Genomic DNA, 25,814 nt, shown 5'->3' with positions numbered 1-25,814 from the left:
GATCGTCGGTATGCATAACCCTTGCGCCGTGATCCCGGTTTATAACCACGAAACCGCGATCACCACGGTGGTCGACGCCCTGCTCGCGCAAGGCCTGCCGTGCATTCTGGTGGACGATGCCAGCACGCCATCTTGCGCCAGGGTCCTCGACGCTCTGGCCGAGCGCGACAACGTGCATCTGGTACGCCTCACCGCCAACCAAGGCAAGGGCGGCGCGGTGATGACGGGCCTGCGCGAGGCCGCGCTGCTGGGCTTCACCCACGCATTGCAGGTCGACGCCGACGGCCAGCACGACTTACAAGACGTCGCCCGTTTCGTCGATGAATCCCGCGCCCATCCCGAGGCGATGATCTGCGGTTATCCGCTGTTCGACGAGAGCGTGCCGAAAGGCCGTTTGTACGCCCGCTACCTGACCCACGTGATGGTCTGGATCAACACGCTGTCGCTGCAGATCCGCGATTCGATGTGCGGGTTTCGCGTCTATCCACTGGCCCCGACGCTGGCGGTGATCGACTCGGCGAAAGTCGGCAAGCGCATGGATTTCGACTCGGACATTCTCGTGCGCCTGTCGTGGCGCAATCAGCCGATGCGCTGGCTGCAAACCAGCGTGCACTACCCGCTGGACGGTGTGTCGCACTTCCGCTTGTTCCACGACAACGCGCTGATTTCCAGCATGCATACGCGGCTGTTTCTTGGCATGTTGCTGCGCTTCCCGGTGATCCTCTGGCGGCGGTGGCGAGCATGACCAGCGAGACCGACAAGAAGCACTGGGCCGACCGCGAAGAACGCGGCAGTTTCCTGCTGATGAAATTCACCGCGTTCGCCGCAAAAGTCCTTGGCCGACGCCTGCTCAGCCCATTGCTGTACGGCATCGTCCTGTACTTTTTCCTGTTCGGCCGCACCGCACGGCGCAGTGCCTGGCAATACCAGCAGCGCCTGGCCGACTGGAGTCAGCGCGCCGATTTGCGCCCGACGCATTGGCGGGTGTTCGGCCAGTTCATGGCCTTCGCCGATTCGATGCTCGACAAGCTTGACGTGTGGAACGGCAAACTGCGTATCGAACAAATCGAAATCATCGACCCGGCGCTGCTGCGCAACCAGTTGCGCGGCAGTCGCGGGCAACTGCTGGTCGGCGCGCACCTGGGCAATCTCGAAGTCTGTCGCGCACTGGCGGAGATCGGCGAAAAGGTCACCATGAACGTGCTGGTGCACACCAAGCATGCCGAGCAATTCAATCGCCTGCTCGGTGAAGCCGGAGCGACCAATCTGCGCCTGATCCAGGTCAGCGAACTCGACCCGGTGATCATGCTGCAACTGCACGAACGCCTGGAGCGCGGCGAGTGGCTGGCGATTGCTGGCGACCGCGTGCCGCTGCACGGCGGGCGCAGTGTGACCGTGGACTTCCTCGGCCACCCGGCGCCATTCCCGCAAGGCCCGTGGCTGCTCGCCGGTCTGCTGAAATGCCCGGTCAATCTGCTGATGTGCCTCAAGCAACCGGACGGTCACTATCGCCTGACCCTCGAGCCCTTCGCCGACGCCGTGGTGTGGAAGCGCAGCGAGCGCGAGCAGGTCATTCATCAGTGGGCCACCCGCTATGCGCAGCGCCTGAGTCACTATTGCCTCGAAGCGCCGCAACAATGGTTCAACTTTTACCCTTTCTGGAAGACCGATGACGACGCCAACCCATGAGCCGGTAACCTTCGGCGAACGCCCATTGCGCATCGAAGACGTGCTGGCCCTGGCCAACCGTCAGGCGCCCGTGCAGTTGCAGAGCGACGCCGACTATCGCGAGCGCATCGCCAAAGGCGCGCGGTTTCTCGATTCGCTGCTGGACAAGGAAGGCGTGATCTACGGCGTGACCACCGGTTACGGTGACTCCTGCGTGGTCGCGGTGCCGTTGCATCACGTCGAAGCGTTGCCGCGTCACCTCTACACCTTCCACGGTTGCGGGTTGGGCAAACTGCTTGATGCGCAAGCCACTCGCGCGGTGCTCGCGGCACGTTTGCAGTCGTTGTGCCACGGCGTTTCCGGAGTACGCGTGGAATTGCTGGAGCGCCTGCACGCGTTTCTCGAATACGACATCCTGCCGCTGATTCCCGAAGAAGGCTCGGTCGGTGCCAGCGGCGATCTGACGCCGCTGTCTTACGTCGCCGCGACCTTGTCCGGCGAACGTGAAGTGATGTTCCGTGGCGAGCGCCGTCAGGCGGCCGATGTGCATCGCGAACTCGGCTGGACGCCGCTGGTGTTGCGCCCGAAAGAAGCGCTGGCGCTGATGAACGGTACCGCGGTGATGACCGGCCTCGCGTGCCTGGCCTTTGCCCGCGCTGATTATCTACTGCAACTGGCCACGCGCATCACCGCGCTCAATGTGGTCGCGCTGCAAGGCAATCCGGAGCACTTCGACGAGCGCCTGTTCGCCGCCAAACCGCATCCTGGGCAAATGCAGGTCGCCGCGTGGCTGCGCAAGGATCTGGCGATCGACGCGCCGACAGCACCGCTGCATCGCCTGCAGGATCGCTATTCGCTGCGTTGCGCCCCGCACGTGCTCGGGGTGTTGGCCGACAGCCTGAACTGGCTGCGTTCGTTCATCGAGACCGAACTGAACAGCGCCAACGACAACCCGATCATCGACGCCGAAGCCGAGCGCGTTTTGCACGGTGGGCACTTCTACGGCGGCCACATCGCGTTCGCCATGGACAGCCTGAAAAACCTCGTGGCCAACGTCGCTGACCTGCTGGACCGCCAGCTCGCGCTGCTGGTCGACGAGCGTTACAACCACGGTCTGCCGAGCAACCTGTCCGGTGCTCCGGCGGATCGCGCAATGATTAACCACGGCTTCAAAGCCGTGCAGATCGGCACCAGCGCCTGGACCGCCGAAGCGCTGAAAAACACCATGCCGGCCAGCGTGTTCTCGCGCTCCACCGAGTGCCACAACCAGGACAAAGTGAGCATGGGCACCATCGCCGCCCGCGATGCGATTCGTGTGCTGGAGCTGACCGAACAGGTCGCCGCCGCCACCCTGCTCGCCGCCAACCAGGGCGTGTGGCTGCGCGCCCAGGCCGAAGACGCCCGACCGTTGCCGCCATCGCTGGCGGCGATGCACGCAGAACTGGCCAAGGACTTCCCGCCGGTGATCGAAGACCGCGCCCTGGAAGGCGAATTGCGCCTGTGCCTGCAACGCATCGCTGCGCAACACTGGAGGCTGCATGCGTAGCGCCGGAGTGCTTCACGCCGACACCGAAATCCTCGTGCCGTTCTTCGACGTCGACACCATGCACGTCGTCTGGCACGGCCATTACGTCAAGTATCTGGAAGTGGCGCGTTGCGCGCTGCTGGACAAGATCGGCCACAACTACACGCACATGGTCGAGTCGGGTTACGCCTGGCCGATCATCGACCTGCAACTGCGCTACGTGCGTGGCGCGGTGTTCGGTCAGCGCCTGAACGTGCGCGCCAGTCTGGTCGAGTGGGAAAACCGACTGAAGATCAATTACCTGATCACCGACCTGCAAACCGGCGAGCGCCTGACCCGCGCCAGCTCGGTGCAGGTCGCCGTTGAAGTGAACAGTCGCGAGATGCAACTGGCTTCGCCGAAGGTCTTCACCGATGCCGTGGAAAGGATGCTGCGATGAACCTGTTATTCAAAAGCCTTGGCGCAGTGGCGCTGCTGGCCGTGTCGTCGCTGGCCAACGCCTTCGACCTGCAACAGCTCAGCGAACAACTGGCGAAACCGGACGTGATCCACGGCCAGTTCATCCAGGAAAAACACCTGCGTGCATTACCGCAGCCACTGATCAGCAAGGGCAGCTTCGTTCTGGCAAAAAACCACGGCCTGCTCTGGTTGCTGAAAACACCGTTGCAACAGGATTACCGCATCAGCGCCAAAGGCATCGCCCGTCGTGACGACAACGGCTGGCAATTGCTGCCGAACAAGAGCGCCGGGGCTGAACAGAACCGTTTGTTCCTCGCCGTGCTGCAAGGCGACAGCAGCGGCCTGCAACGGGATTTCGAACTGGCGCTGAGCGGCGATGCACAACAGTGGAAACTCACCCTGACCCCGCGCTCGCTGCTGCTCAAGCAAGTGTTCAATCAAATCAATATCGACGGCGGCGCGCTGGTGCAGACCATCGAATTGCTGGAAACCCAGGGCGACAGCACCGTGCTGCGCATGCAGGACAGCAACGCCAGTCAACCGTTGAGCGACGCGGAGCAACATGACTTTGCCGAGTGAACGCAGGCTGCCCTGGCTGTTTCTGATCCTGCTGCTGGCGGTCGTCGCGCTGGCCGGTTGGCAATGGCGCGACGGTGCGCCGCTGTCGGCGAACCTGATGGAACTGGTGCCCGGCACTCACCCGGACGCTCTTGAACAGCGCGCCGAGCAGCGCATGCAGGAACCGCTCAACCGCGAGATGCTGGTGCTGGTCGGCCACGCCGATCGCCAGCAAGCGGTGGCCATGGCACAGACGCTGGGCGAGCAATGGCAGGCCAGTGGTCTGTTCGAAAAAGTGCAATGGAACCTGCAGGCAGATCTGCCAGCGCTGCGCACGCAACTGCTGCAAGGGCGGCTGGCGATGCTCTCGGCAGACGATCGACAACTGCTGATCGAACACCCCGACGTGTTCATTCAGCAACGCGTGCAGGCGTTGTTCGACCCGTTCAACGGTTTCACTCTGGTGCCGAGCCAGGACGACTGGCTCGGCCTGACCGGGCGCATCCAGAACAGCCAGCCGCAGCACGGTTCGGTGCAACTGGACATCGGCAGCGGCGCGCTGATTGCCGATGCCGACGGCAAGAGCTGGGTGCTGCTGCGCGCGCGCACCACCGGCAACGCCTTCGACATGAACTTGCCGCTGCAAGTCGCGGCACTGCTGGGAGCCAGCCGCGAGCAGGCCGCGAAATCCGACGTGCAACTGCTTGCTGCCAGCGGTTTGCTGTACGCGGCCAACGGTCAGCAGCAAGCCACCCGTGAAATGACCTGGGTTGGCGGCGGGGCCACTGTCGGCATTCTGTTGCTGCTGCTGCTCGCGTTTCGCCGCTGGCGGGTGTTGCTGGCGTTCGTGCCGGTGCTGGTCGGCATGTTGTTCGGTGCGGTGGCGTGTGTGGCGCTGTTCGGCCACATGCATGTGATGACGCTGGTGCTCGGCTCCAGCCTGATCGGCGTGGCGGTGGACTATCCGCTGCACTATTTGTCGAAGAGCTGGAGCCTGAAGCCGTGGCGCAGTTGGCCAGCCTTGCGCCTGACCTTGTCCGGGCTGACCCTGAGCCTGATCACCAGCGCCATTGGTTATCTGGCGCTGGCCTGGACGCCGTTCCCGGCGCTGACGCAAATCGCCGTGTTCTCTGCCGCCGGCCTGCTCGGCGCGTATTTGTCGGCGGTATGCCTGTTGCCGGCGCTGTTGAACAACGTCGAACTGCGTCCCGCGCAATGGCCGCTGCATTTGGCCGAGCGCATGGTTGCGCTGCGCGAAAAACTCCTCGAACGCGTACGCACGCCGGTGTTGCTGGCGCTGCTGATCGCCTTCTGTGTGGGCGGTCTGGTGCAGCTGCAAAGCAAGAATGACATCCGCCAATGGGTCGGCGCACCGCAACAGCTGACCGACGAAGCGCAGGCCATCGCGCGCATCACCGGCTATCAGCCGACCAGCCAGTTTTTCCTCGTGCGCGCCGACAATCAGCAGCAATTGCTCGAGCGTCAGGCCGCGCTGAGCGAGCGCCTGGAGCAACTGGTCAACCTCGACAAGCTGCAAGGCTATCTGGCCCTCGATCAACTGGTCAGCCCGCCGAATCAGCAAGAGCAAGTGCGCGCGGCGCTGAACAAACTGCCGCAATACTGGCAGCCACTGCTTGACCTCGGCGTACCGCTCGCCGCGCTGCAAAGCGAACTGCAACAGTTGCAGACCGTGCCCGCCGAAGACATCGACGCAGCGTTGGCCGGCCCGCTCGGCGAGCCATATCGCACACTCTGGCTCGGCCCGACCGAAGACGGCGTAGCGGCAATGACCAGTCTGCAAGGTCTGAACAACCCGGCGCTGCTGCGGGTGCAGGCGCTGGATTTGCCGGGGGTGATGCTGGTCGATCGTCTCGGTGAATTGAACGAGGTTTTCGCCGCGACGCAGATCAGCGCTGCCGAACTGAAACTCGCTTCCTGCGCATTGATCGTGCTGGTGCTGATGCTGCCGTTCGGTCTCGGCGGTGCGCTGCGCATTGTCGCCCTGCCGTTGCTCGCCGCGCTGTGTAGCCTCGCCAGTCTGGGCTGGCTCGGTCAGCCACTGACCCTGTTCAGCCTGTTCGGCCTGCTGCTGGTCACGGCGATCAGCGTTGATTACGCGATTCTCATGCGTGAACAAGTCGGCGGCGCGGCGGTGAGCCTGCTCGGCACCTTGCTGGCGGCTGTGACGACGTGGCTGTCGTTCGGTTTGCTGGCGGTTTCCAGCACGCCGGCGGTGAGCAACTTCGGTCTGTCGGTGAGCCTCGGTCTGGCGTTCAGCTTCATGCTCGCACCGTGGGCCGGACGCCACGAACACACCGCGACAGTCGCGGAGCCGGCAGCATGATGGTCGTCGCCTTCTGGTTCATGGCGCTGGCGTTGTTTGCCGTGGCCACCCGCGTCGGACGCCACTTCGGTCTGATTCCGATTGTCAGCCAGTTACTGCTGGCGAGCTTCGGCTTGCCGCTGCTGATGTACTTCTGGATCGAGCCAGGCTGGCAGCTCAGCGGCGCAGAACTGATCGCACCAGACTGGCTGAAAAACCTCTACAGCCTGAGTTTCGCCCTGCTGCTCGGGCATATTCTCAGCGATGTGATCGATCTGAAACTGGATCGGCAGAGTGTGAAAATCGCCGTGCCCAGTTTCGCCGTGCCGTTCGCCTGTGGTCTTGCCGCGGCTTATTGGCTACTGCCGGCGCAACCGTGGCTCAACTCGCTGGCCATCGGCCTGGTGTTCGCGATTACCGCGATCCCGGTGCTCTACCTGTATCTGCGCCACATCGATTACCCGCCCGCCGCCACGCGCCGCCTGGTGCAGACCGCGATCCTCATTGATCTGACCTGCTGGACGCTGTTCGGCCTCGCCCAGGGCAGTCTGCATCTGAGCAGTCTGCTGCTGCCGCTGGGTCTCGCCTGTGTGCCGTTGCTATTGAATCTGTTGCGTGTGCGTCGACCGCTGACCTACAGCCTCGGGTTCTTTGCGCTTTTGGTGATGGCCGAGCATTACAAACTCAACGCGTTGATCTTCGGCATCGGTTATCTGCTGTGTATGGCCGCATTGAAAGTGCCACTGGTGCTACCGTTGCCGGCGCGCTGGATGAGCCGCTTGCAAACGTGGCTGGCGATTCCGCTGATCCTCACCTTCGGCATTGTGCAGATCGACGTGCACAGCGCCCTCGCCAGCCTCGGCGCGGTGCAATGGGCGGCGCTGCTGCTGTTGCCGATTGCCAGTAAACTGCTCGGCAACTGGCTCGGTCTCGGCTGGGCCGGTGCTTCGTTCGAAGGCGCCAGCCGTTGGCGTGAAAGCGTGCTGCTGAACATTCGTGGCCTCAGCGAAATCGTCTTTCTCAATCTGCTCTTGCAACAACAACTCATCACCCCGGCGCTGTACTTCGCGCTGATGCTGATGGGCCTGATCGCGACGCTGCTACCGGCCCTGATCGGTCTGCATCGCGCACCATTGAATCTGCAACATCCTTTGCCCCGGAGTTCACGTGCCAATCGTTGAAATGGAATCCCGTCAGGTCGTGATCATCGGCGCCGGCCCGTCCGGCGCCATCGCCGCCGCGCTGCTCAAGCGCAAGGGCCACGATGTGCTGGTGCTCGAGCGCCAGCACTTCCCACGCTTTTCCATCGGTGAAAGCCTGCTCAGCCATTGCCTGGATTTCGTCGAAGAGGCCGGCATGCTCGACGCCGTCAACGCCGCCGGTTTCCAGCGCAAGACCGGCGCCGCATTCGCATGGGGCGAGCGTTACAGCGCCTTCGACTTCGCTGAGACTTTTACCGGCGGCAAACCGACCACGTTCCAGGTGCAACGCGCCGACTTCGACAAACTGCTGGCCGATCAAGCGGCGTTGCAAGGCGCGGAAATCCGCTACGGCGATGCCATCGTCAGCGTCGATTTCGACCGGACAAAACCGTTGCTCGACGTGCGCCGCGAGGACGGCAGTGAGTACCGCGTCGAAGCGGATTTCGTCCTTGATGCCAGCGGCTACGGTCGTGTGCTGTCACGCTTGCTGGACCTCGAAGCACCGTCGAATTTCCCGGTGCGTCAGGCGGTGTTCACCCACGTCGAAGATCACATCGACAACCCGGCCTTCGACCGCGAAAAGATCCTCGTCACCACCCATCCTGAGCATCGCGATATCTGGTTCTGGACGATCCCGTTCAGCAACGGACGCTGCTCGGTGGGTGTGGTCGCGGCCGAGGAACATTTCAAGGGTCGCGACAGCGATCTGGATGCCTGCCTGCGCGGCTTCATCGCCGAAACGCCGAGCCTTGCCGGCGTGCTGAACAATGCCGTGTGGGACACCCCGGCGCGCACCCTCGGCGGCTACGCGGCCAATGTGAAAACCCTGCACGGTCCGGGTTTCGCGCTGCTCGGCAACGCGGCGGAATTTCTCGACCCGGTGTTCTCCTCCGGCGTGACCATCGCCATGCGCTCGGCGAGCATGGCCGCTGCCGTTCTGCACCGTCAGTTGCAGGGTGAAACGGTTGACTGGCAAAGCGAGTTCGCCGAGCCGCTCAAGCGCGGCGTTGACACCTTCCGCTGCTACGTCGAGGGCTGGTACGCCGGCACTTTTCAAGACGTGATTTTTTATGAAGACAGTCAGGCGGAAATCCGTCGGATGATCTGCTCCATCCTCGCCGGTTACGCCTGGGATGAGCGCAATCCGTTCGTCAGCGAAGCGCGTCGCCGCTTGAAGATGATTTCCGAACTCTGTGCAAAGGACGCCACATGAATTACCTGAGCGACAGCTACGTCGAGGAAACCCGCTTCGGTTTCTGGTTCCTGCGCAGTCACACCTGGCAGCACCATGTGTTGCGCGTGGCGATCAATGATTTGCGCGGCTTGTTCAGTGACGCCCTGCCGGAAAATCCGGTGCTGCTGGACGCCGGTTGCGGTCAGGGCAAGTCGTTCGGCCATCTGCGCCAGACCTTTGCGCCACAGCGTTTGATCGGCGTTGATGCTGATCCGCACAGCCTTGAATTGAGCGGCGCAGAAGCGACGCGTCTGGAACTGGACGTGGAACTGATCGGCAGCGATTGCGCGACGCTCAATGTAGCGGACGCCAGCGTTGACCTGCTGTTCTGCCACCAGACCTTTCATCATCTGGTCGAGCAGGAAAAGTCCCTGGCCGAGTTTTATCGGGTGCTGAAACCGGGCGGCTATCTGCTGTTCGCCGAGTCCACCGAGGCATACATTGATACGTGGGTGATTCGCTGGCTGTTCCGCCATCCGATGCAAGTGCAGAAGAGTGCGGCGCAGTATCTGCAGATGATTCGCGGGCAGGGTTTCGAGTTTGGCGAACGCAATGTTTCCTACCCGTATCTGTGGTGGAGCCGGTCGAAGGATTTTGGCTTGCTGGAGCGGTTCGGGTTGCGCAAGCCAAAGCCGTTCGGGCAGCGCGAAGAGACGTTGGTGAATGTCGTTGCGCGCAAGCCTCTGGCAGAGGTTTCCTGATGTACACAAATCCTTGTAGGAGTGAGCCTGCTCGCGATAGCGGTGGGTCAGCCAACCTGTATTTTAAATGTCCGACCGCTATCGCGAGCAGGCTCACTCCTACAGTGTCCGCGGTGTGGCGACTTTTCGTGGTCGGCGTGATTCTTCTGTTGAGTGCCTGCGCCAGCCAGGCGCCGCTGCCAGCGGGCAACCCGACGCTGCCCCTGCCGCTGCAACTGCACATCGAACGCCAGCAAGCCGAACAACGCCAGGACTGGCTGTTGGTGATCCAGCGCGAAGGTCCCGGCATCCGCTGGTCGATGATGGATCCGCTGGGCATCCCTCAGGCGCGTCAGCAATTGATCGACGGGCACTGGCAAGCCGATGGGCTGCTGCCACCGAATCCGGAAGCGCGGGAATTGTTCGCCGCGCTGTTGTTCGCCCTGACCCCGTCCGGTGAGCTGCTGCGCAATTACCCCGCCGCGCAACAAGAAGGTCAGCAACGGTCCCTGCCTGCGCGCTGGGATATTCACTATTCACAACCGTTGAGCTTTCAATTGAACCTGCCCCAAGGCCCGCACTATCGGGTTGCACCGCTGGGTGAACCGACGCCATGACCGCCTACCTGAATGCCCTCGGCGTGATCTGTTCGCTGGGTCGCGACAAACAACAAGTGGCGCGCAATTTGTTCGCTGGCGACTGCTCGGGCATGCGCCATGAGTCCGGCTGGGTGCCCGAACGTGTGTTACCCGTCGCTGCCGTGCAAGGCAAACTGGCGCCGATCCCGGCAGAACTCGCCGATCAGCGCAGCCGCAATAATCAGCTGTTGCTGGAAGCGGCACAGCAGATTCGCGATGACATCGATCAAGCGATCCAGACCTATGGCCGCGAGCGCATCGGCGTGGTGCTTGGCACCAGCACCTCGGGCATCGACGAGGCCAGCCGTGGTCTGGCGCATTACATCCGCGAGCAACAGTTTCCGGCGGAGTACGATTACCGTCAGCAGGAACTCGGCGCGCCAGCGAATTTCCTCGCCGACTGGCTGCAACTGAGCGGCCCGGCGTATGTGATCTCCACGGCGTGCACCTCCAGCGCTCGGGCGCTGATGAGCGCTCAGCGTTTGCTCGATCTGGGCCTGTGCGACGCGGTGCTGTGCGGTGGCGTCGACAGCCTGTGCAAACTGACCCTCAACGGTTTCTCGTCACTGGAAGCAATGTCCGACGAACGCTGCAATCCGTTCTCGGCCAACCGCAGCGGTATCAACATCGGCGAAGCGGCGGTGCTGTTCGTAATGAGCAAACAGCAAGGCGAAGGCCCGGCCATTGCCCTGCTCGGCGCCGGTGCCAGTTCCGACGCCCATCATATCTCCGCCCCTGAGCCGACCGGGCGCGGCGCGCTGCAAGCCATGCAGAAAGCCTTGAACCGCGCGCATCTGCAAGCAACGCAGATCAACTACCTGAACCTGCACGGCACCGCCACCCAGCACAACGACGCCATGGAAAGTCTGGCGGTCGCCGCACTGTTCCCCGAAGGCGTGGCCTGCTCGTCGACCAAACCGCTGACCGGCCACACCCTCGGCGCAGCCGGCGCACTGGAAGCGGCGTTTTGCTGGTTGAGCCTGAGCGTCGACAATCCCGACCACGCCTTGCCGCCACACGTCTGGGACGGTCAGGCCGATCCCGCGCTGCCGCCGCTGAAGTGGGTGACCGCGAGCGAGCGCCTGACGTCCATTGCACCCCGCTACCTGATGAGCAACTCGTTTGCCTTCGGCGGCAACAACGTCAGCCTGATTATCGGAGACGCCCCATGACGGCCTGGCCGCTCGCCGAACTGCTGCCCCATGCGGGCGACATGATTCTGATCGACAGCATCCTCAGCTTTGACGAGGAGCAGATTTTCACCCGCCTCACGGTCAAGCCCGAAGGCTTGTTCAGCCTGCCCGACGGCAGCCTGCCGGCATGGGTCGGCGTCGAACTGATGGCACAGAGCGTCGCCGCGTTTGCCGGTTGCCACGCGCGACTCAAAGGCAATCCGGTGGAGCTGGGGTTCCTGCTCGGCACGCGCAAGTTCGAATGCAACGTCGAAGCGTTTCCCGCCGGTAGCGATCTGACCATTCATGGTCTGCGCTCGCTGGAAGACGACAACGGCATGGGCGTATTCGAATGTCATATCCACGGCGCCGGCATCCATGCCAGCGCGCGGCTGAACGTGTTCCGCCCACCCCAGCCATCCCAATATCTGCAACAGACACAGGAGTCGAACGATGACTGAATCCGTACTGGTCACCGGCTCCAGCCGTGGCATCGGCCGCGCCATTGCCTTGCGTCTGGCGCAGGCCGGGCACGATATCGTCTTGCATTGCCGCAGCGGCGTGACTGAGGCGCAAGGCGTTCAGGCGGAAATCGAAGCCTTGGGGCGCAAGGCGCGCATCCTGCAATTCGACGTTGCCGATCGCGAAACCTGCAAAACCATCCTGGAAGCCGACGTCGAAAGCCACGGTGCCTATTACGGTGTTGTGTTGAATGCCGGCCTGACCCGCGACGGTGCGTTTCCGGCGCTGAGTGACGACGATTGGGACGTGGTGTTGCGCACCAACCTCGACGGTTTCTACAACGTGCTGCACCCGGTGATGATGCCGATGATCCGCCGCCGTGCTGCTGGTCGCATTGTCTGCATCACCTCGGTGTCGGGGCTGATCGGCAACCGTGGACAGGTCAACTACAGCGCCTCCAAGGCCGGGGTGATCGGTGCGGCAAAGGCGTTGGCGATCGAGCTGGGCAAGCGCAAAATCACGGTTAACTGCGTCGCGCCGGGCCTGATCGACACCGCGATGCTCGACGAAAACGTGCCGGTGGAAGAATTGATGAAAATGATCCCCGCGCAACGCATGGGCACCCCGGAAGAGGTCGCCAGTGCGGTGAATTTCCTGATGTCGGCGGAAGCCTCGTACATCACCCGCCAGGTGCTGGCGGTCAACGGAGGCTTGTGCTGATGAAGCGCGTCGTCGTCACCGGCATGGCCGGCATCACCTCGCTGGGCAGCGACTGGGAGACCATCGCTGGCAACTTCGCGGCCAATCGCAGCGGCATTCGCCGGATGGACGAGTGGGATCGTTTCAGCGAACTCAACACGCGCCTGGCCGGGCCGATCGATGACTTCGAAGTACCCGCCCACTGGACGCGCAAACAGCTGCGCAGTATGGGCCGGGTGTCGCGGCTGGCGGTTCGTGCGGCAGAAAACGCCCTGGCTGACGCCGGTTTGCTCGGTGACGAATCGATCAAGGACGGGCGCATGGGCGTCGCGTGCGGCTCGTCCACTGGCAGCACCGACGAGATCAAAGCGTTCGGCAATATGCTGCTCAACTCGGTCGCCGAAGGCCTCAACGCCAACTCCTACGTGCGGATGATGCCGCACACCACCGCCGCCAACATCAGCATCTTCTTTGGCCTGACCGGTCGTTTGATCCCGACGTCCAGCGCCTGCACCAGCGGCAGCCAGGGCATCGGTTACGCCTACGAGGCGATCAAGTTCGGCCGCCTGCCCTTGATGCTCGCCGGCGGCGCCGAAGAGTTGTGCCCGACCGAAGCCATGGTCTTCGACGCGCTCTACGCCACCAGCCTGAAAAACGAGGCGCCACAGACCAGTCCACGCCCGTATGACAAGGGCCGCGATGGCCTGGTGATCGGTGAAGGCGGCGGCATGCTGGTCCTTGAAGAGCTGGAACATGCTCTGGCGCGCGGTGCGCACATCCACGCCGAGATCGTCGGTTTCGGCAGCAACGCCGACGGCCAGCACACCACACGCCCGGAACAAGTGACCATGCGCCGTGCCATGGAACTGGCGCTGGAAGACGCCGGCCTGACGCCGGAGGCCATCGGTTATGTAAATGGCCACGGCACCGCTACAGAACAGGGCGACATTGCCGAAACACTGGCAACCAGCAGTTTGTTTGGCGAACGCATGCCGATCAGTTCGCAGAAGAGCTTTCTTGGCCACACCCTCGGGGCCTGCGGCGCGCTGGAGTCGTGGTTCAGCATCGAGATGATGAACCGCGACCTGTATGTGCACACGTTCAACCTCGACGAGGTCGATCCGCACTGCGGCAAACTCGATTACCTGCGCGGCGAATTCCGCCAGATGCATCACGACTACGTGATGAACAACAATTTCGCTTTTGGTGGCGTCAACACCTCGTTGATTTTCCGCCGCTGGCACTGACCGCAACACCTTTGGAGTGAAGGGAATGACTCAGTTTCACCGCATCGCCGCTCTGTTGGCACTGGCTTTTGTGCTCGGCGGTTGCACCAGCAAACCGGTTTACAACGCCAAGGAAGAGTTCTCGCCCAACCTCGGCTTCACCCAGCAACAGATGAGCCGCGCCATCGTCACTGCGCTGAACGATCGCCAGTGGGTCGTGCAATCGGTACGTCCGGGCATGATCAAAGCGGCGATCACCGTACGCGGTCGTCATCACGCCGAAGTCGATATTCCGTTTACCCCGACTTCGTTTGAAATCGATTACCGCAGCAGCTACGGCCTCGACGCCAAGGACGGCAAGATCCACGGCAACTACAACCGCTGGGTCAATCGCCTGCGCGACAACGTGCTCAAAGAGCTGTCGATCAACCCGGACATCGAAGCCGTCAACAACCTAGGCATCATCAAACAGGGTGCCGACGAGCCGACTTACCTGAGCTTCCGCGAAGGCGTCAAACGCGCCACCGACGCCGGCCTGCTCGACGGCAGCGTGAAGTTCTACCTGGCCGGCGAAACGCTGCCAAAACAGGTGCGCAAACTCGACACCGTGAGCAGCAGCCGTAAAACCAACGGCTCGAACAAGTCCGACGAAGACGCCTGCTTCTGGGCGCTGCAATCGGCCTTGGCCACCTTGCAGAACGCCGCGAAGAAAGCCGACGCCAACGCGGTGATCAACATCGCCAGCGTCGACCAGCGTGATCTGTACAAGGACACCGAAAAATTCCAGTGCCGTGCCGGGCTGGTGGTGTCGAGCGTGGCGCTGCGCGGGGATCTGGCGCACGTGGATTGATGGGATTGTAGAAACGACAAAGGGCGCCATTCGGCGCCCTTTGTCATTCAGCCCGGATCAAGTACTGGCGTGTAACTTCAATCCTAACGCCTTCACCACTTTCAGGATTGTTCCGAACTCGGGGTTTCCTTCACCTGATAGTGCGCGGTAGAGGCTCTCTCGGGACAACCCTGCGTCACGTGCGACCTGAGTCATGCCTCGCGCTCTCGCTATGGTGCCAAGTGCCTTGGCGATAAAAGCCGGGTCATCTCCAGCCTCCTCCATGCAGGCGTCCAGATAGTTAGCCATGTCCTCTTCTGTCTTGAGGTACTCGGCTGAGTCCCAACGAGTGAATTTTTCGGTCATGGGTTTTGCTCCTGCCAGGACTCCGCGATGAGCCTGGCTTGCTTGATGTCTCGGGGTTGGCTGCTCTTGTCTCCGCCGCAAAGGAGGATGACCACTTGCCGACCTTGTTGCATGAAATAGACTCGATATCCGGGGCCATAGTCAATTCTGACTTCGCTGAGCCCTTCACCGATAGCTTTGACATCGCCAAAATTTCCGTCAGCCATACGATCAATTCGCACCTGAATACGCATCCTGGCGCGACTATCAGCCAACTTTAAAAGCCAGCTGGAAAATGTGGAACTTCGAAGAATCTCAGTCATCGCCGAAGTGTAGCCTTTGAGCTACACATACTCCACACTGTTTTCTCTGTAGCAGATGTACGGTGTCTACACTCTTTGAATCAGCGAATGTTCATCGCTACGTCAAGGAGATGACCATGCAAGTGAAAGCCCTGATCGCCGTCGCACTTTTCGCGCTACTGCCCAGCGCCAGCCACGCTACCAACCTCATGTACATGCCCTTCGAAACCGTGCTGTCGGATGCGCTTCGCGCCGGGCGGCTGGATGGCAGTGTGAAGTTCTATCTGCTCGGTAATGGGCCGCAGGGCACGCAGCAGTTGCTTCGCCGAGGGGTGGTCAGTGATTTGAAGACCAACGGCTTCAACAAGAGTGACCACAACTCCTGCGAGTGGGTGTTGCAGTCGAATCTGATCAAGTTGCAGGCCGATGCCAAGCGGGTCGGGGCGAATGCGGTGGTCAATATCGTCAGCTATTACGACCAGCATGTGCGCAAGGATTTGAATACGTACGAGTGCCGGGCGGGGATTTTTGTCACGCGGGTGGCGTTGAGGGGGGATTTGGTGCGGTTGCCCTGAAATCGGTGATGTTTGGGCCGACGCCTTCGCGAGCAGGCTCGCTCCCACCTTGGAATGCGTTCCCCTGTGGGAGCGAGCCTGCTCGCGATTTGAATTGCGCAGCAATCAGGCCTTTGAAGGTTCAACCTTGCGCGTAAGAAGGTCGACAAACGCCTTGGCCATCGGCGATTTCTGATCCTTGCGCTGCACCAGCCACACCGCCGACACCGCCTCCGGATCGAGCAACGGGCGATAGACCACGCCGTCGATGCGCATCCGCTGATAAGACGCCGGCAGTACCGAAACTCCAAGCCCCGCTGCGACCAGACCAATAATGGTCATCGCCTCTCCCGCCTCTTGAGCGAAGTGCGGGCTGAACCCGGCATCGCGCGCCAGACTCAGCAGTTGGGCATACAGCCCGCTGCCGTAGCTGCGCGGAAAGAACACGAACGGCTCCAGCGCCAGCGCCGAGAGGAACAGCCCTTCTTCACTGCCCTGCGCCAATGGATGCTTGGAACCGAGCACGGCGACCAGCGGCTCTCGCATCAACTCCACCACACTCAGCGAATCGGGCAAACCCAGCGGGCGCATGATGCCAACCTCGATCGACTCATCCACCAGGCCCTCGGCGACTTGCGTGCTACTCATCTCGCGAAGGTTGAGGTGCACCGCCGGAAAACGCTGGCGAAAGGAAAAGATCGCCTGCGGAATGGTCGAGTTGAACGGTGCCGACGAAGTGAAGCCAATCTTCAACTCGCCCAATTCACCGAGCTGCGCACGCCTGGCAACATCCGCTGCTTTGTCGACCTGCGCCAGCACCAGCCGCGCCTCCTCCAGAAACAATCGCCCCGCCTCACTCAGCTCGACACGACGATTGGTGCGTTCGAACAGCCGCGCGCCAACCTCTTGCTCCAGCGCCTGAATCTGCTGGCTCAGCGGTGGCTGAGAAATCCCCAGCACTTGTGCGGCGCGGCCAAAATGCAGCTCTTCGGCGACGGCGATGAAGTAGCGCAGATGACGCAATTCCATGGAAACCCCATTAGGTCGTTAAAGCTATCAAACAGGTCGAACAATATATTGGATAGAAACATTAGCCAGCTATATGATTTTTTCATTGCCTGCCTGGCCGTGCCCTCCGAGGTCTGAAGTGAAAACTGCTGTCGCGCCCCTAGCCCATGAAGTCCCGCCTGCTGCGGCGGACGATGTCGTCGCCGAGCTGCAAGAGATCTACATCGAAAAAGGCACGCCGATGTTCATGCGCACGGTGCTGGCGCTGTTCAGCGGCGGCTTCGCGACGTTTGCCCTGCTGTATTGCGTGCAGCCGATGATGCCGCTGCTGTCCCACGAGTACGGGATCAATGCGGCGCAGAGCAGCCTGATCCTCTCGGTGGCGACCGGCATGCTCGCCATCGGCCTGCTGATCACCGGACCGATCTCTGATCGGGTCGGGCGCAAACCGGTGATGGTGACTGCGCTGTTCGCAGCGGCGCTGTGCACCATGGCCAGCGCAATGATGCCGAGCTGGGAAGGTGTGCTGATCATGCGCGCGCTGATCGGGCTGTCGTTGAGTGGGCTGGCAGCGGTGGCAATGACCTATCTGAGCGAAGAAATTCACCCTCAACACATTGGTCTGGCGATGGGTTTGTACATTGGCGGCAATGCCATTGGCGGCATGAGCGGGCGTTTGATCACCGGCGTGCTGATCGACTTCGTAAGTTGGCACACGGCGATGCTGGTGATTGGCGGTCTGGCGATGATCGCCGCCGCGGTGTTCTGGAAGATCCTCCCCGAATCGCGCAACTTCCGCTCACGCTCGCTGCACCCGCGCAGCTTGCTCGACGGCTTCACCATGCACTTTCGCGATGCCGGTCTGCCGTTGCTGTTTCTTGAAGCATTTCTGTTGATGGGCGCGTTCGTCACGCTGTTCAACTACATCGGTTATCGCTTGCTGGCCGCGCCGTACAACCTCGATCAGGTGTTCGTTGGTTTGCTGTCGGTGGTGTATCTGTCGGGGATTTACAGCTCGGCGAAGATCGGTTCGCTGGCGGACAAACTGGGGCGGCGCAAGGTGCTGTGGGCGACCATTGCGCTGATGTTTGCCGGTCTTGCCTTGACCATGTTTACGCCGCTGCTGCTGGTGATTGTCGGCATGTTGATCTTCACCTTTGGCTTCTTTGGCGCGCATTCGGTGGCGAGCAGCTGGATCGGCCGTCGCGCGACCAAGGCCAAGGGACAGGCGTCGTCGTTGTACCTGTTCAGTTATTACGCCGGGTCGAGCATTGCCGGCACGGCGGGCGGGGTGTTCTGGCATCTTGGCGGGTGGAATGGCATCGGCTTGTTTATTGGCGCGCTGTTGCTGATCGCGCTGCTGGTGGCGTTGAAGCTGGCGAAGTTGCCGCCATTGCAGGGTGTAAAGGCCTGACGCGTAACCCATGTAGGAGTGAGCCTGCTCGCGATAGCGGTGTGTCAGCCAACATATTGGGCGACTGACTCACCGCTATCGCGAGCAGGCTCACTCCTACAATTGGTCTGCGTCCGACGTAGGATCGTGCAAATAAAAACGCCCGGCATTTAGCCGGGCGTTTTTTATGGTGTGGCGATCACTCGTGATACTGCGCCGACAGCTCATGCACCGCACGCAAGAACGCACCGGCATGCTCCGGATCAACCTCAGGCGTGATGCCATGGCCAAGGTTGAACACGTGACCGCTGCCCTTGCCATAACTGGCCAGAATGCGCCCGACTTCGGTGCGGATCGCTTCCGGTTTGGCGTACAGCACGGTCGGGTCCATGTTGCCTTGCAGCGCAACCTTGTCGCCAACGCGGGCGCGGGCGTTACCGATGTCGCAGGTCCAGTCCAGGCCCAGTGCGTCGGCGCCAGCCTCGGCGATGCTTTCCAGCCACAGGCCGCCGTTTTTGGTGAAGATGATCACCGGCACTTTGCGGCCGTCGTGCTCGCGGATCAGGCCGCTGACGATTTTCTTCATGTAGGCCAGCGAGAACTCCTGATACGCCGCCGCCGACAGGTTGCCGCCCCAGGTATCGAAGATCTGCACCGCTTGCGCACCGGCCATGATCTGGCCGTTGAGGTACGAGGTCACCGACTGCGCCAGTTTATCCAGCAGCAGGTGCATGGCCTGCGGGTTGTCGTAGAGCATCGCTTTGGTCTTGCGGAAGTCTTTCGACGAGCCGCCTTCGACCATGTAGGTTGCCAGGGTCCACGGGCTGCCAGAGAAACCGATCAACGGCACACGACCGTTCAGCTCGCGACGGATGGTGCTGACCGCGTCCATGACGTAGCCAAGGTCTTTGTGCGGATCCGGGATCGGCAGGGCTTCGATATCGGCCAGCGTGCTGACGACTTTCTTGAAGCGCGGACCTTCACCGGTCTCGAAGTACAGGCCTTGGCCCATGGCATCGGGGATGGTGAGGATGTCGGAAAACAGGATCGCCGCGTCCAGTTGTGGGTAGCGGTCGAGCGGTTGCATCGTGACTTCGCAGGCGAATTCCGGATTCATGCACAGGCTCATGAAATCTCCGGCCTGGGCGCGGCTGGCGCGGTATTCCGGCAGGTAGCGGCCGGCCTGGCGCATCATCCACACCGGGGTGACGTCAACGGGTTGCTTGAGCAGGGCGCGGAGGAAACGGTCGTTCTTCAGGGCAGTCATGTCGGCATCCGGAAAAAAAGTGCGGGCATTTTCTCAGAGCGCGACGCAAAAGGCACGGATGCAGGTCAGCCTTTTGTCTATCGGGTCAATTTATTGCGTTGGAATGCGCTATCAGCAACACCGAGAAACAACTGTGGGAGCGAGCCTGCTCGCGAAGAGGTCGGCACATCCAACATTTAAGTTGGCTGACAGACCGCTTTCGCGAGCAGGCTCGCTCCCACATTTTTGATCGCATTTCAGATTGAAATGTAATCAGACGCCCAGGTAATCGAGGATCCCTTCGGCGGCATTGCGGCCTTCGAAGATTGCCGTCACCACCAGGTCGGAACCGCGCACCATGTCACCACCAGCAAAGATTTTCGGGTTGCTGGTCTGGTGCTTGTACTGACCTTGCTCAGGCGCAACGACGCGGCCCTGGCTGTCGGTCTGGATCTCGAACTGTTCGAACCACGGCGCCGGGCTCGGGCGGAAACCGAAAGCGATGACCACGGCGTCGGCCGGGATGATCTCTTCGGAACCCGGGATCGGCTCAGGGCTGCGACGGCCACGGGCGTCCGGTTCGCCGAGACGGGTCTCGACCACTTTGACGCCTTCAACCTTGTCTTCGCCGACGATGGCGATCGGCTGGCGGTTATAGAGGAATTTCACGCCTTCTTCCTTGGCGTTCTTCACCTCTTTGCGCGAGCCGGGCATGTTCGCTTCGTCACGACGATACGCGCAGGTCACCGACTTGGCGCCCTGACGGATCGACGTGCGGTTGCAGTCCATCGCCGTGTCGCCGCCGCCGAGAACCACAACCTTTTTGCCTTTCATGTCGACGAAATCTTCCGGCGACTTTTCAAAGCCCAGGTTGCGATTGACGTTGGCGATCAGGAAGTCCAGCGCGTCATACACGCCCGGCAGGTCCTCACCGGCAAAACCGCCCTTCATGTAGGTGTAGGTGCCCATGCCCATGAACACGGCATCGTATTCAGCGAGCAGTTGCTCCATGGTCACGTCTTTGCCGACTTCGGTATTCAGACGGAATTCGATGCCCATGCCGGTGAAGACTTCGCGACGATTGCTCAGCACGGTCTTTTCCAGCTTGAACTCGGGGATGCCGAAGGTCAGCAAGCCACCGATTTCCGGGTTCTTGTCGAACACCACCGGAGTCACGCCGCCGCGTACCAGCACGTCGGCACAACCCAGACCCGCCGGGCCCGCGCCGATGATCGCGACACGTTTGCCGGTCGGTTTGACCTTGGACATGTCCGGGCGCCAGCCCATGGCGAACGCGGTGTCGGTGATGTACTTCTCGACCGAACCGATGGTCACCGCGCCGAAACCGTCGTTAAGGGTGCAGGCACCCTCACACAGACGATCCTGCGGACATACCCGACCGCAGACTTCCGGCAGGGTGTTGGTCTGGTGCGACAGCTCGGCGGCCTGAAGGATGTTGCCTTCGGCCACCAGCTTCAGCCAGTTGGGAATGAAGTTGTGCACCGGGCACTTCCATTCGCAATACGGGTTGCCGCAACCCAGGCAGCGGTGGGCCTGGTCGGCCGACTGCTGGGGTTTGAACGGTTCGTAGATTTCGACGAACTCTTTCTTGCGTTGACGCAACAGTTTCTTCTTCGGATCTTTGCGCCCGACATCGATGAACTGGAAGTCGTTATTCAGACGTTCAGCCATTGTTAAAACCTCATCAAACTCTTCAGGCGCATATCACTGCGGGTTGGCACGAGTGCTGGAAAGCAACGATTTCAGGTTGGCAGCCTTAGGCTTGACCAGCCAGAAACGGCGCAGGTAGTCATCGAGGTTTTCGGCGAGTTCACGACCCCACTCGCTGTCGGTTTCCGCGACGTACTCGTTCAGCACGTTTTGCAGGTGGCTGCGATAGGCTTCCATCGCCTCGCCGCTGATCCGCTGGATTTCCACCAGTTCGTGGTTGACCCGGTCAACGAAGGTGTTGTCCTGATCGAGCACGTAGGCGAAACCACCGGTCATGCCAGAGCCGAAGTTGTAACCGGTCTTGCCCAGAACGCAGACAAAACCACCGGTCATGTACTCACAGCAGTGATCGCCAGTGCCTTCCACAACCGTGTGAGCACCGGAGTTACGCACGGCGAAACGCTCGCCTGCGGTGCCAGCGGCGAACAGCTTGCCGCCAGTTGCGCCATACAGGCAGGTGTTGCCGATGATGGCGCTGTCCTGAGTCTTATAAACGCTGCCCTTCGGCGGCACGATGGTCAGCTTGCCACCGGTCATGCCTTTGCCGACGTAGTCGTTGGCATCGCCTTCCAGGTACATGTTCAGACCGCCGGCGTTCCACACGCCGAAGCTCTGCCCGGCAGTGCCTTTGAAGCGGAAGGTGATCGGCGCTTTCGCCATGCCCTGGTTGCCGTGCTTGCGGGCGATTTCGCCGGAGATCCGCGCGCCGATCGAACGGTCGCAATTGCAGATGTCCAGATCGAACTCGGCGCCGCTCATGTCGTTGATCGCCGACGAGGCCATCTCGACCATTTTCTCGGCCAGCAGGCCCTGGTCGAACGGCGGGTTGCGCTCAACACCGCAGAACTGTGGCTTGTCCGCCGGGATGTGATCGCTGCCCAACAGCGGCGTCAGATCGAGGTGGTTTTGCTTGGCGGTCTGGCCTTCGAGGATTTCCAGCAGATCGGTGCGACCGATCAGCTCTTCGAGGGAGCGTACGCCGAGCTTGGCCAGCCACTCACGGGTTTCTTCGGCGACGTAGGTGAAGAAATTCACCACCATGTCGACGGTACCGATGTAGTGATCCTTGCGCAGCTTCTCGTTCTGAGTCGCAACGCCAGTGGCGCAGTTGTTCAAGTGGCAGATACGCAGGTATTTGCAGCCCAGCGCGATCATTGGCGCGGTGCCGAAGCCGAAGCTTTCGGCGCCGAGAATGGCTGCCTTGATCACGTCGAGGCCGGTTTTCAGGCCGCCGTCGGTCTGCACCCGGACTTTGCCGCGCAGGTCGTTGCCGCGCAGGGTCTGGTGAGTTTCGGCGAGGCCGAGTTCCCACGGTGCGCCCGCGTATTTGATCGAGGTCAGCGGCGAAGCACCGGTACCACCGTCGTAACCGGAGATGGTGATCAAGTCCGCATAGGCCTTGGCCACACCGGCGGCGATGGTGCCGACGCCTGCTTCAGCCACCAGCTTCACCGAAACCAGTGCCTTCGGGTTGACCTGCTTGAGGTCGAAAATCAGCTGCGACAAGTCTTCGATCGAGTAGATGTCATGGTGCGGCGGTGGCGAAATCAGGGTCACGCCCGGCACTGCGTAACGCAGCTTGGCGATCAAACCGTTGACTTTACCACCCGGCAGTTGCCCGCCCTCGCCCGGCTTGGCGCCCTGAGCAACCTTGATCTGCAGCACTTCGGCATTGACCAGGTATTCCGGGGTTACACCGAAACGCCCAGTGGCAACCTGCTTGATTTTCGAACTCTTGATGGTGCCGTAACGCGCCGGGTCTTCACCACCTTCGCCGGAGTTGGAACGCGCACCGAGGCGGTTCATGGCTTCGGCCAGGGCTTCGTGAGCTTCCGGCGACAGTGCGCCCAGCGAGATACCGGCGGAGTCGAAGCGTTTGAGCACCGATTCCAGCGGTTCGATTTCACTGATGTCCAGTGGCGTGTCGAGGGTCTTGACCTTGAACAGGTCGCGGATCATCGACACCGGACGGTTATCCACCAGCGAGGTGTATTCCTTGAACTTGGCGTAGTCGCCCTGCTGCACAGCGGCTTGCAGGGTGTTGACCACGTCCGGGTTGTAGGCGTGATATTCGCCACCGTGGACGAACTTCAGCAGACCGCCCTGCTGGATCGGCTTGCGCGGACTCCAGGCTTCAGTGGCGAGTGCTTTCTGCTCGGCTTCGATGTCGACGAAACGCGCACCCTTGATGCGGCTCGGCACGCCACGGAAGCTCAGGTCGCAGACTTCTTCGGACAGGCCGATGGCTTCGAACAACTGAGCGCCACGGTACGAAGCGATGGTCGAGATGCCCATCTTCGAGAGGATCTTCAGCAGACCTTTGGTGATGCCTTTGCGGTAGTTCTTGAACACCTCGTAGAGGTCGCCCAGCACTTCACCGGTGCGGATCAGGTCGCCCAGCACTTCGTAGGCCAGGAACGGATAGACCGCCGAGGCGCCGAAGCCGATCAGCACCGCAAAGTGATGCGGGTCACGGGCGGTTGCAGTTTCAACGAGGATGTTGGAATCGCAACGCAGGCCTTTTTCGGTCAGGCGGTGGTGGACGGCACCGGTCGCCAGTGATGCGTGGATCGGCAGCTTGCCCGGAGCGATATGACGGTCGCTCAGGACGATCTGGGTACGACCGGCGCGCACGGCTTCTTCAGCCTGATCGGCGACGTTGCGGATCGCCGCTTCGAGGCCGACGCTTTCGTCGTAGTTGAGGTCGATGATCGCCCGTTCGAAACCCGGGCGGTCGAGGTTCATCAGCGAGCGCCACTTGGCCGGGGAAATGACCGGCGAGCTGAGGATCACGCGCGAAGCATGTTCCGGCGACTCCTGGAAAATGTTGCGCTCGGCACCGAGGCAGATTTCCAGCGACATCACGATCGCTTCACGCAGCGGGTCGATCGGCGGGTTGGTGACCTGCGCGAACTGCTGACGGAAATAGTCGTACGGCGTGCGCACGCGCTGCGACAGCACGGCCATCGGCGTGTCGTCGCCCATCGAGCCCACGGCTTCGTAGCCTTGCTCGCCGAGCGGACGCAGGACCTGATCGCGCTCTTCGAACGTGACCTGATACATCTTCATGTATTGCTTGAGCTGATCGACGTCGTAGAACGCCGAACCGTGGTCGTTGTCTTCCATGGTCGCCTGAATGCGCAGGGCATTCTTGCGCAGCCATTGCTTGTACGGATGACGGGACTTCAGACGGTTGTCAATCGCATCGGTGTCGAGGATCTGCCCGGTTTCGGTGTCCACCGCGAAGATCTGGCCCGGGCCGACACGGCCCTTGGCAATCACGTCTTCAGGCTTGTAATCCCACACGCCGATTTCCGACGCCAAGGTGATGAAACCGTTGGTGGTGGTAACCCAGCGCGCCGGGCGCAGACCGTTACGGTCGAGCAGGCACACCGCGTAGCGACCGTCGGTCATGACCACGCCGGCCGGGCCGTCCCACGGCTCCATGTGCATCGAGTTGTACTCGTAGAACGCACGCAGATCCGGGTCCATGGTTTCGACGTTCTGCCACGCAGGCGGAATGATCATCCGCACGCCACGGAACAGGTCGATGCCACCGGTGACCATCAACTCGAGCATGTTGTCCATGCTCGAGGAGTCGGAACCGACACGGTTGACCAGCGGGCCGAGTTCTTCCAGATCCATCAGATCATTGGTGAACTTGGTCCGACGGGCCTGCGCCCAGTTACGGTTACCGGTGATGGTGTTGATCTCGCCGTTGTGGGCGAGGAAGCGGAATGGCTGCGCCAGCGGCCATTTCGGCAGAGTGTTGGTGGAAAAGCGCTGGTGGAACACGCAGATCGCGGTTTGCAGGCGCTCGTCGCTCAGGTCTGGATAAAACGCGGCCAGGTCGGCCGGCATCATCAGGCCTTTATAGATGATGGTCTTGTGCGAAAAGCTGCAGATGTAGTGGTCGGAGTCGACGGCGTTGGCCACCGACGAACGACGACGTGCACTGAACAGCTTCACGGCCATATCCTGATCGCTCAGGCCTTCACCGCCAATGTACACCTGTTCGATCTGTGGCAGGCGCTCAAGGGCCAGGCGGCCGAGGACGCTGGTGTCGATTGGCACTTTGCGCCAGCCGATCAGTTGCAGGCCTTCAGCGAGGATCTCGCGGTTCATGTTCTCGCGAGCGGCTTCGGCCTTGACCGGATCCTGGTTGAAGAAAACCATGCCCACCGCATATTGCTTGGGCAATTCGACGCTGAAGGTTTCCTGGGCAATGGCTCGCAGGAACGCGTCAGGCTTCTGAATCAGCAGACCGCAACCGTCACCGGTCTTGCCGTCGGCATTAATCCCACCGCGGTGGGTCATGCAGGTCAGGGCCTCAATGGCCGTTTGCAAAAGGGTATGACTGGGCTCGCCCTGCATATGGGCTATCAGGCCGAAACCGCAGTTATCCTTGAATTCATCTGGTTGGTACAGACCTGCTTTCATAGACACTTTCTCACCAGGCTGCCTCTTTTCGAGGCAAATTTCTTTTCAATTCAACCACTTGCATCCCGCGCCGAACGTACGCCAGCTTAGCAGGGGCAAAAGGGTGGTCATTGTACACAG

The 25,814-nt window shown here is 61.4% G+C and carries 23 protein-coding genes; 17 read left to right on the top strand and 6 right to left on the bottom strand.

The genetic code is table 11. From position 1 onward, the window contains the following. Positions 1–10 precede the first annotated feature (10 nt). The 15 genes from PspS49_RS02230 (at position 11) to PspS49_RS02160 (ending at position 14,696) form a co-directional block, all read left to right on the top strand. Positions 11–745 (top strand): glycosyltransferase family 2 protein, encoded by a 735-nt coding sequence (locus PspS49_RS02230; RefSeq protein WP_150750129.1) that lies wholly within the window; start codon positions 11–13, stop codon positions 743–745. Continuing rightward, a complete protein-coding gene (locus PspS49_RS02225; protein WP_150650040.1) occupies positions 742–1,689 on the top strand; it encodes a glycosyl transferase in 948 nt (315 codons plus the stop codon). The genes PspS49_RS02230 and PspS49_RS02225 overlap by 4 nt, the downstream gene beginning before the upstream one ends. After that, positions 1,670–3,214 carry an aromatic amino acid ammonia-lyase gene (locus PspS49_RS02220; protein WP_034152935.1) on the top strand — a complete coding sequence of 515 codons (1,545 nt, stop codon included), beginning with the start codon at positions 1,670–1,672 and terminating at the stop codon, positions 3,212–3,214. Before PspS49_RS02225 ends, PspS49_RS02220 begins: the two co-directional genes overlap by 20 nt. Beyond that, positions 3,207–3,632 carry an acyl-CoA thioesterase gene (locus PspS49_RS02215; protein ID WP_160037954.1) on the top strand — a complete coding sequence of 142 codons (426 nt, stop codon included), beginning with the start codon at positions 3,207–3,209 and terminating at the stop codon, positions 3,630–3,632. Before PspS49_RS02220 ends, PspS49_RS02215 begins: the two co-directional genes overlap by 8 nt. Continuing rightward, positions 3,629–4,231 carry an outer membrane lipoprotein carrier protein LolA gene (locus PspS49_RS02210; RefSeq protein WP_160037952.1) on the top strand — a complete coding sequence of 201 codons (603 nt, stop codon included), beginning with the start codon at positions 3,629–3,631 and terminating at the stop codon, positions 4,229–4,231. The genes PspS49_RS02215 and PspS49_RS02210 overlap by 4 nt, the downstream gene beginning before the upstream one ends. Next, entirely contained in the window at positions 4,215–6,554 is a 2,340-nt protein-coding gene (locus tag PspS49_RS02205) for an MMPL family transporter (RefSeq protein ID WP_160037950.1), read from the top strand. The genes PspS49_RS02210 and PspS49_RS02205 overlap by 17 nt, the downstream gene beginning before the upstream one ends. Continuing rightward, the gene (locus PspS49_RS02200; RefSeq protein ID WP_160037948.1) at positions 6,551–7,714 is read left to right on the top strand and encodes a sodium:proton antiporter; all 1,164 of its coding nucleotides are present in this window, start codon (positions 6,551–6,553) and stop codon (positions 7,712–7,714) included. Before PspS49_RS02205 ends, PspS49_RS02200 begins: the two co-directional genes overlap by 4 nt. After that, complete coding sequence (locus tag PspS49_RS02195) at positions 7,701–8,948, top strand: NAD(P)/FAD-dependent oxidoreductase (protein ID WP_160037946.1); 1,248 nt, start codon at positions 7,701–7,703, stop codon at positions 8,946–8,948. The genes PspS49_RS02200 and PspS49_RS02195 overlap by 14 nt, the downstream gene beginning before the upstream one ends. Next, entirely contained in the window at positions 8,945–9,670 is a 726-nt protein-coding gene (locus PspS49_RS02190) for a methyltransferase domain-containing protein (protein WP_160037944.1), read from the top strand. Before PspS49_RS02195 ends, PspS49_RS02190 begins: the two co-directional genes overlap by 4 nt. Before the next feature lie 113 nt (positions 9,671–9,783). Further along, the gene (locus PspS49_RS02185; RefSeq protein ID WP_160037942.1) at positions 9,784–10,266 is read left to right on the top strand and encodes a hypothetical protein; all 483 of its coding nucleotides are present in this window, start codon (positions 9,784–9,786) and stop codon (positions 10,264–10,266) included. After that, on the top strand, positions 10,263–11,459 hold the full coding sequence (locus PspS49_RS02180; protein WP_160037940.1) for a beta-ketoacyl-[acyl-carrier-protein] synthase family protein: 1,197 nt from the start codon (positions 10,263–10,265) through the stop codon (positions 11,457–11,459). The genes PspS49_RS02185 and PspS49_RS02180 overlap by 4 nt, the downstream gene beginning before the upstream one ends. Further along, positions 11,456–11,920, top strand: coding sequence for a hotdog family protein (locus PspS49_RS02175; protein ID WP_150775528.1), 465 nt, complete (start codon positions 11,456–11,458; stop codon positions 11,918–11,920). The genes PspS49_RS02180 and PspS49_RS02175 overlap by 4 nt, the downstream gene beginning before the upstream one ends. Continuing rightward, positions 11,913–12,641 carry a 3-oxoacyl-ACP reductase FabG gene (gene fabG / locus PspS49_RS02170; RefSeq protein ID WP_122599393.1) on the top strand — a complete coding sequence of 243 codons (729 nt, stop codon included), beginning with the start codon at positions 11,913–11,915 and terminating at the stop codon, positions 12,639–12,641. The genes PspS49_RS02175 and fabG overlap by 8 nt, the downstream gene beginning before the upstream one ends. Further along, the gene (locus tag PspS49_RS02165; RefSeq protein ID WP_150775527.1) at positions 12,641–13,867 is read left to right on the top strand and encodes a beta-ketoacyl-ACP synthase; all 1,227 of its coding nucleotides are present in this window, start codon (positions 12,641–12,643) and stop codon (positions 13,865–13,867) included. Before fabG ends, PspS49_RS02165 begins: the two co-directional genes overlap by 1 nt. Positions 13,868–13,892: 25 nt before the next feature. Then, a complete protein-coding gene (locus PspS49_RS02160) occupies positions 13,893–14,696 on the top strand; it encodes a hypothetical protein (protein WP_038360091.1) in 804 nt (267 codons plus the stop codon). 57 nt (positions 14,697–14,753) lie between these two features. On the opposite strand, the gene PspS49_RS02155 is transcribed toward PspS49_RS02160, so the two are convergent. Together PspS49_RS02155 and PspS49_RS02150 are read right to left on the bottom strand one after the other, a co-directional pair. Then, entirely contained in the window at positions 14,754–15,041 is a 288-nt protein-coding gene (locus tag PspS49_RS02155; protein ID WP_038360089.1) for an addiction module antidote protein, read from the bottom strand. Beyond that, positions 15,038–15,343 (bottom strand): type II toxin-antitoxin system RelE/ParE family toxin, encoded by a 306-nt coding sequence (locus PspS49_RS02150; protein ID WP_038360087.1) that lies wholly within the window; start codon positions 15,341–15,343, stop codon positions 15,038–15,040. Before PspS49_RS02150 ends, PspS49_RS02155 begins: the two co-directional genes overlap by 4 nt. Before the next feature lie 116 nt (positions 15,344–15,459). Here PspS49_RS02150 and PspS49_RS02145 point away from each other — a divergent pair, with 116 nt between their 5' ends. Continuing rightward, positions 15,460–15,897: an excinuclease gene (locus PspS49_RS02145; RefSeq protein ID WP_150750139.1), complete on the top strand. Its 438-nt coding sequence runs from the start codon at positions 15,460–15,462 to the stop codon at positions 15,895–15,897. A 105-nt stretch (positions 15,898–16,002) separates the two neighbouring features. Here PspS49_RS02145 and PspS49_RS02140 read toward each other — a convergent pair whose 3' ends face one another. Next, positions 16,003–16,905: a LysR family transcriptional regulator gene (locus tag PspS49_RS02140; protein WP_016983863.1), complete on the bottom strand. Its 903-nt coding sequence runs from the start codon at positions 16,903–16,905 to the stop codon at positions 16,003–16,005. Positions 16,906–17,023: 118 nt separating this feature from the next. Between PspS49_RS02140 and PspS49_RS02135 the strand changes: the two genes are divergently transcribed. Next, a complete protein-coding gene (locus PspS49_RS02135) occupies positions 17,024–18,298 on the top strand; it encodes an MFS transporter (protein WP_122599397.1) in 1,275 nt (424 codons plus the stop codon). A gap of 178 nt (positions 18,299–18,476) precedes the next feature. On the opposite strand, the gene hemE is transcribed toward PspS49_RS02135, so the two are convergent. The 3 genes from hemE to gltB all read right to left on the bottom strand — a co-directional run bounded on the left by hemE (position 18,477) and on the right by gltB (position 25,694). Then, entirely contained in the window at positions 18,477–19,544 is a 1,068-nt protein-coding gene (gene hemE, locus PspS49_RS02130; RefSeq protein WP_127925535.1) for a uroporphyrinogen decarboxylase, read from the bottom strand. 252 nt (positions 19,545–19,796) lie between these two features. Next, on the bottom strand, positions 19,797–21,215 hold the full coding sequence (locus PspS49_RS02125) for an FAD-dependent oxidoreductase (RefSeq protein WP_007909438.1): 1,419 nt from the start codon (positions 21,213–21,215) through the stop codon (positions 19,797–19,799). A gap of 33 nt (positions 21,216–21,248) precedes the next feature. Next, entirely contained in the window at positions 21,249–25,694 is a 4,446-nt protein-coding gene (gltB, locus tag PspS49_RS02120) for a glutamate synthase large subunit (protein ID WP_160037938.1), read from the bottom strand. Between the last annotated feature and the right edge of the window lie 120 nt (positions 25,695–25,814).

Source organism: Pseudomonas sp. S49 (genome assembly GCF_009866785.1).
Classification (GTDB): domain Bacteria; phylum Pseudomonadota; class Gammaproteobacteria; order Pseudomonadales; family Pseudomonadaceae; genus Aquipseudomonas.
Note: the sequence above shows the minus strand (reverse complement) of the source record. Positions and strands in the feature narration are given on the sequence as shown.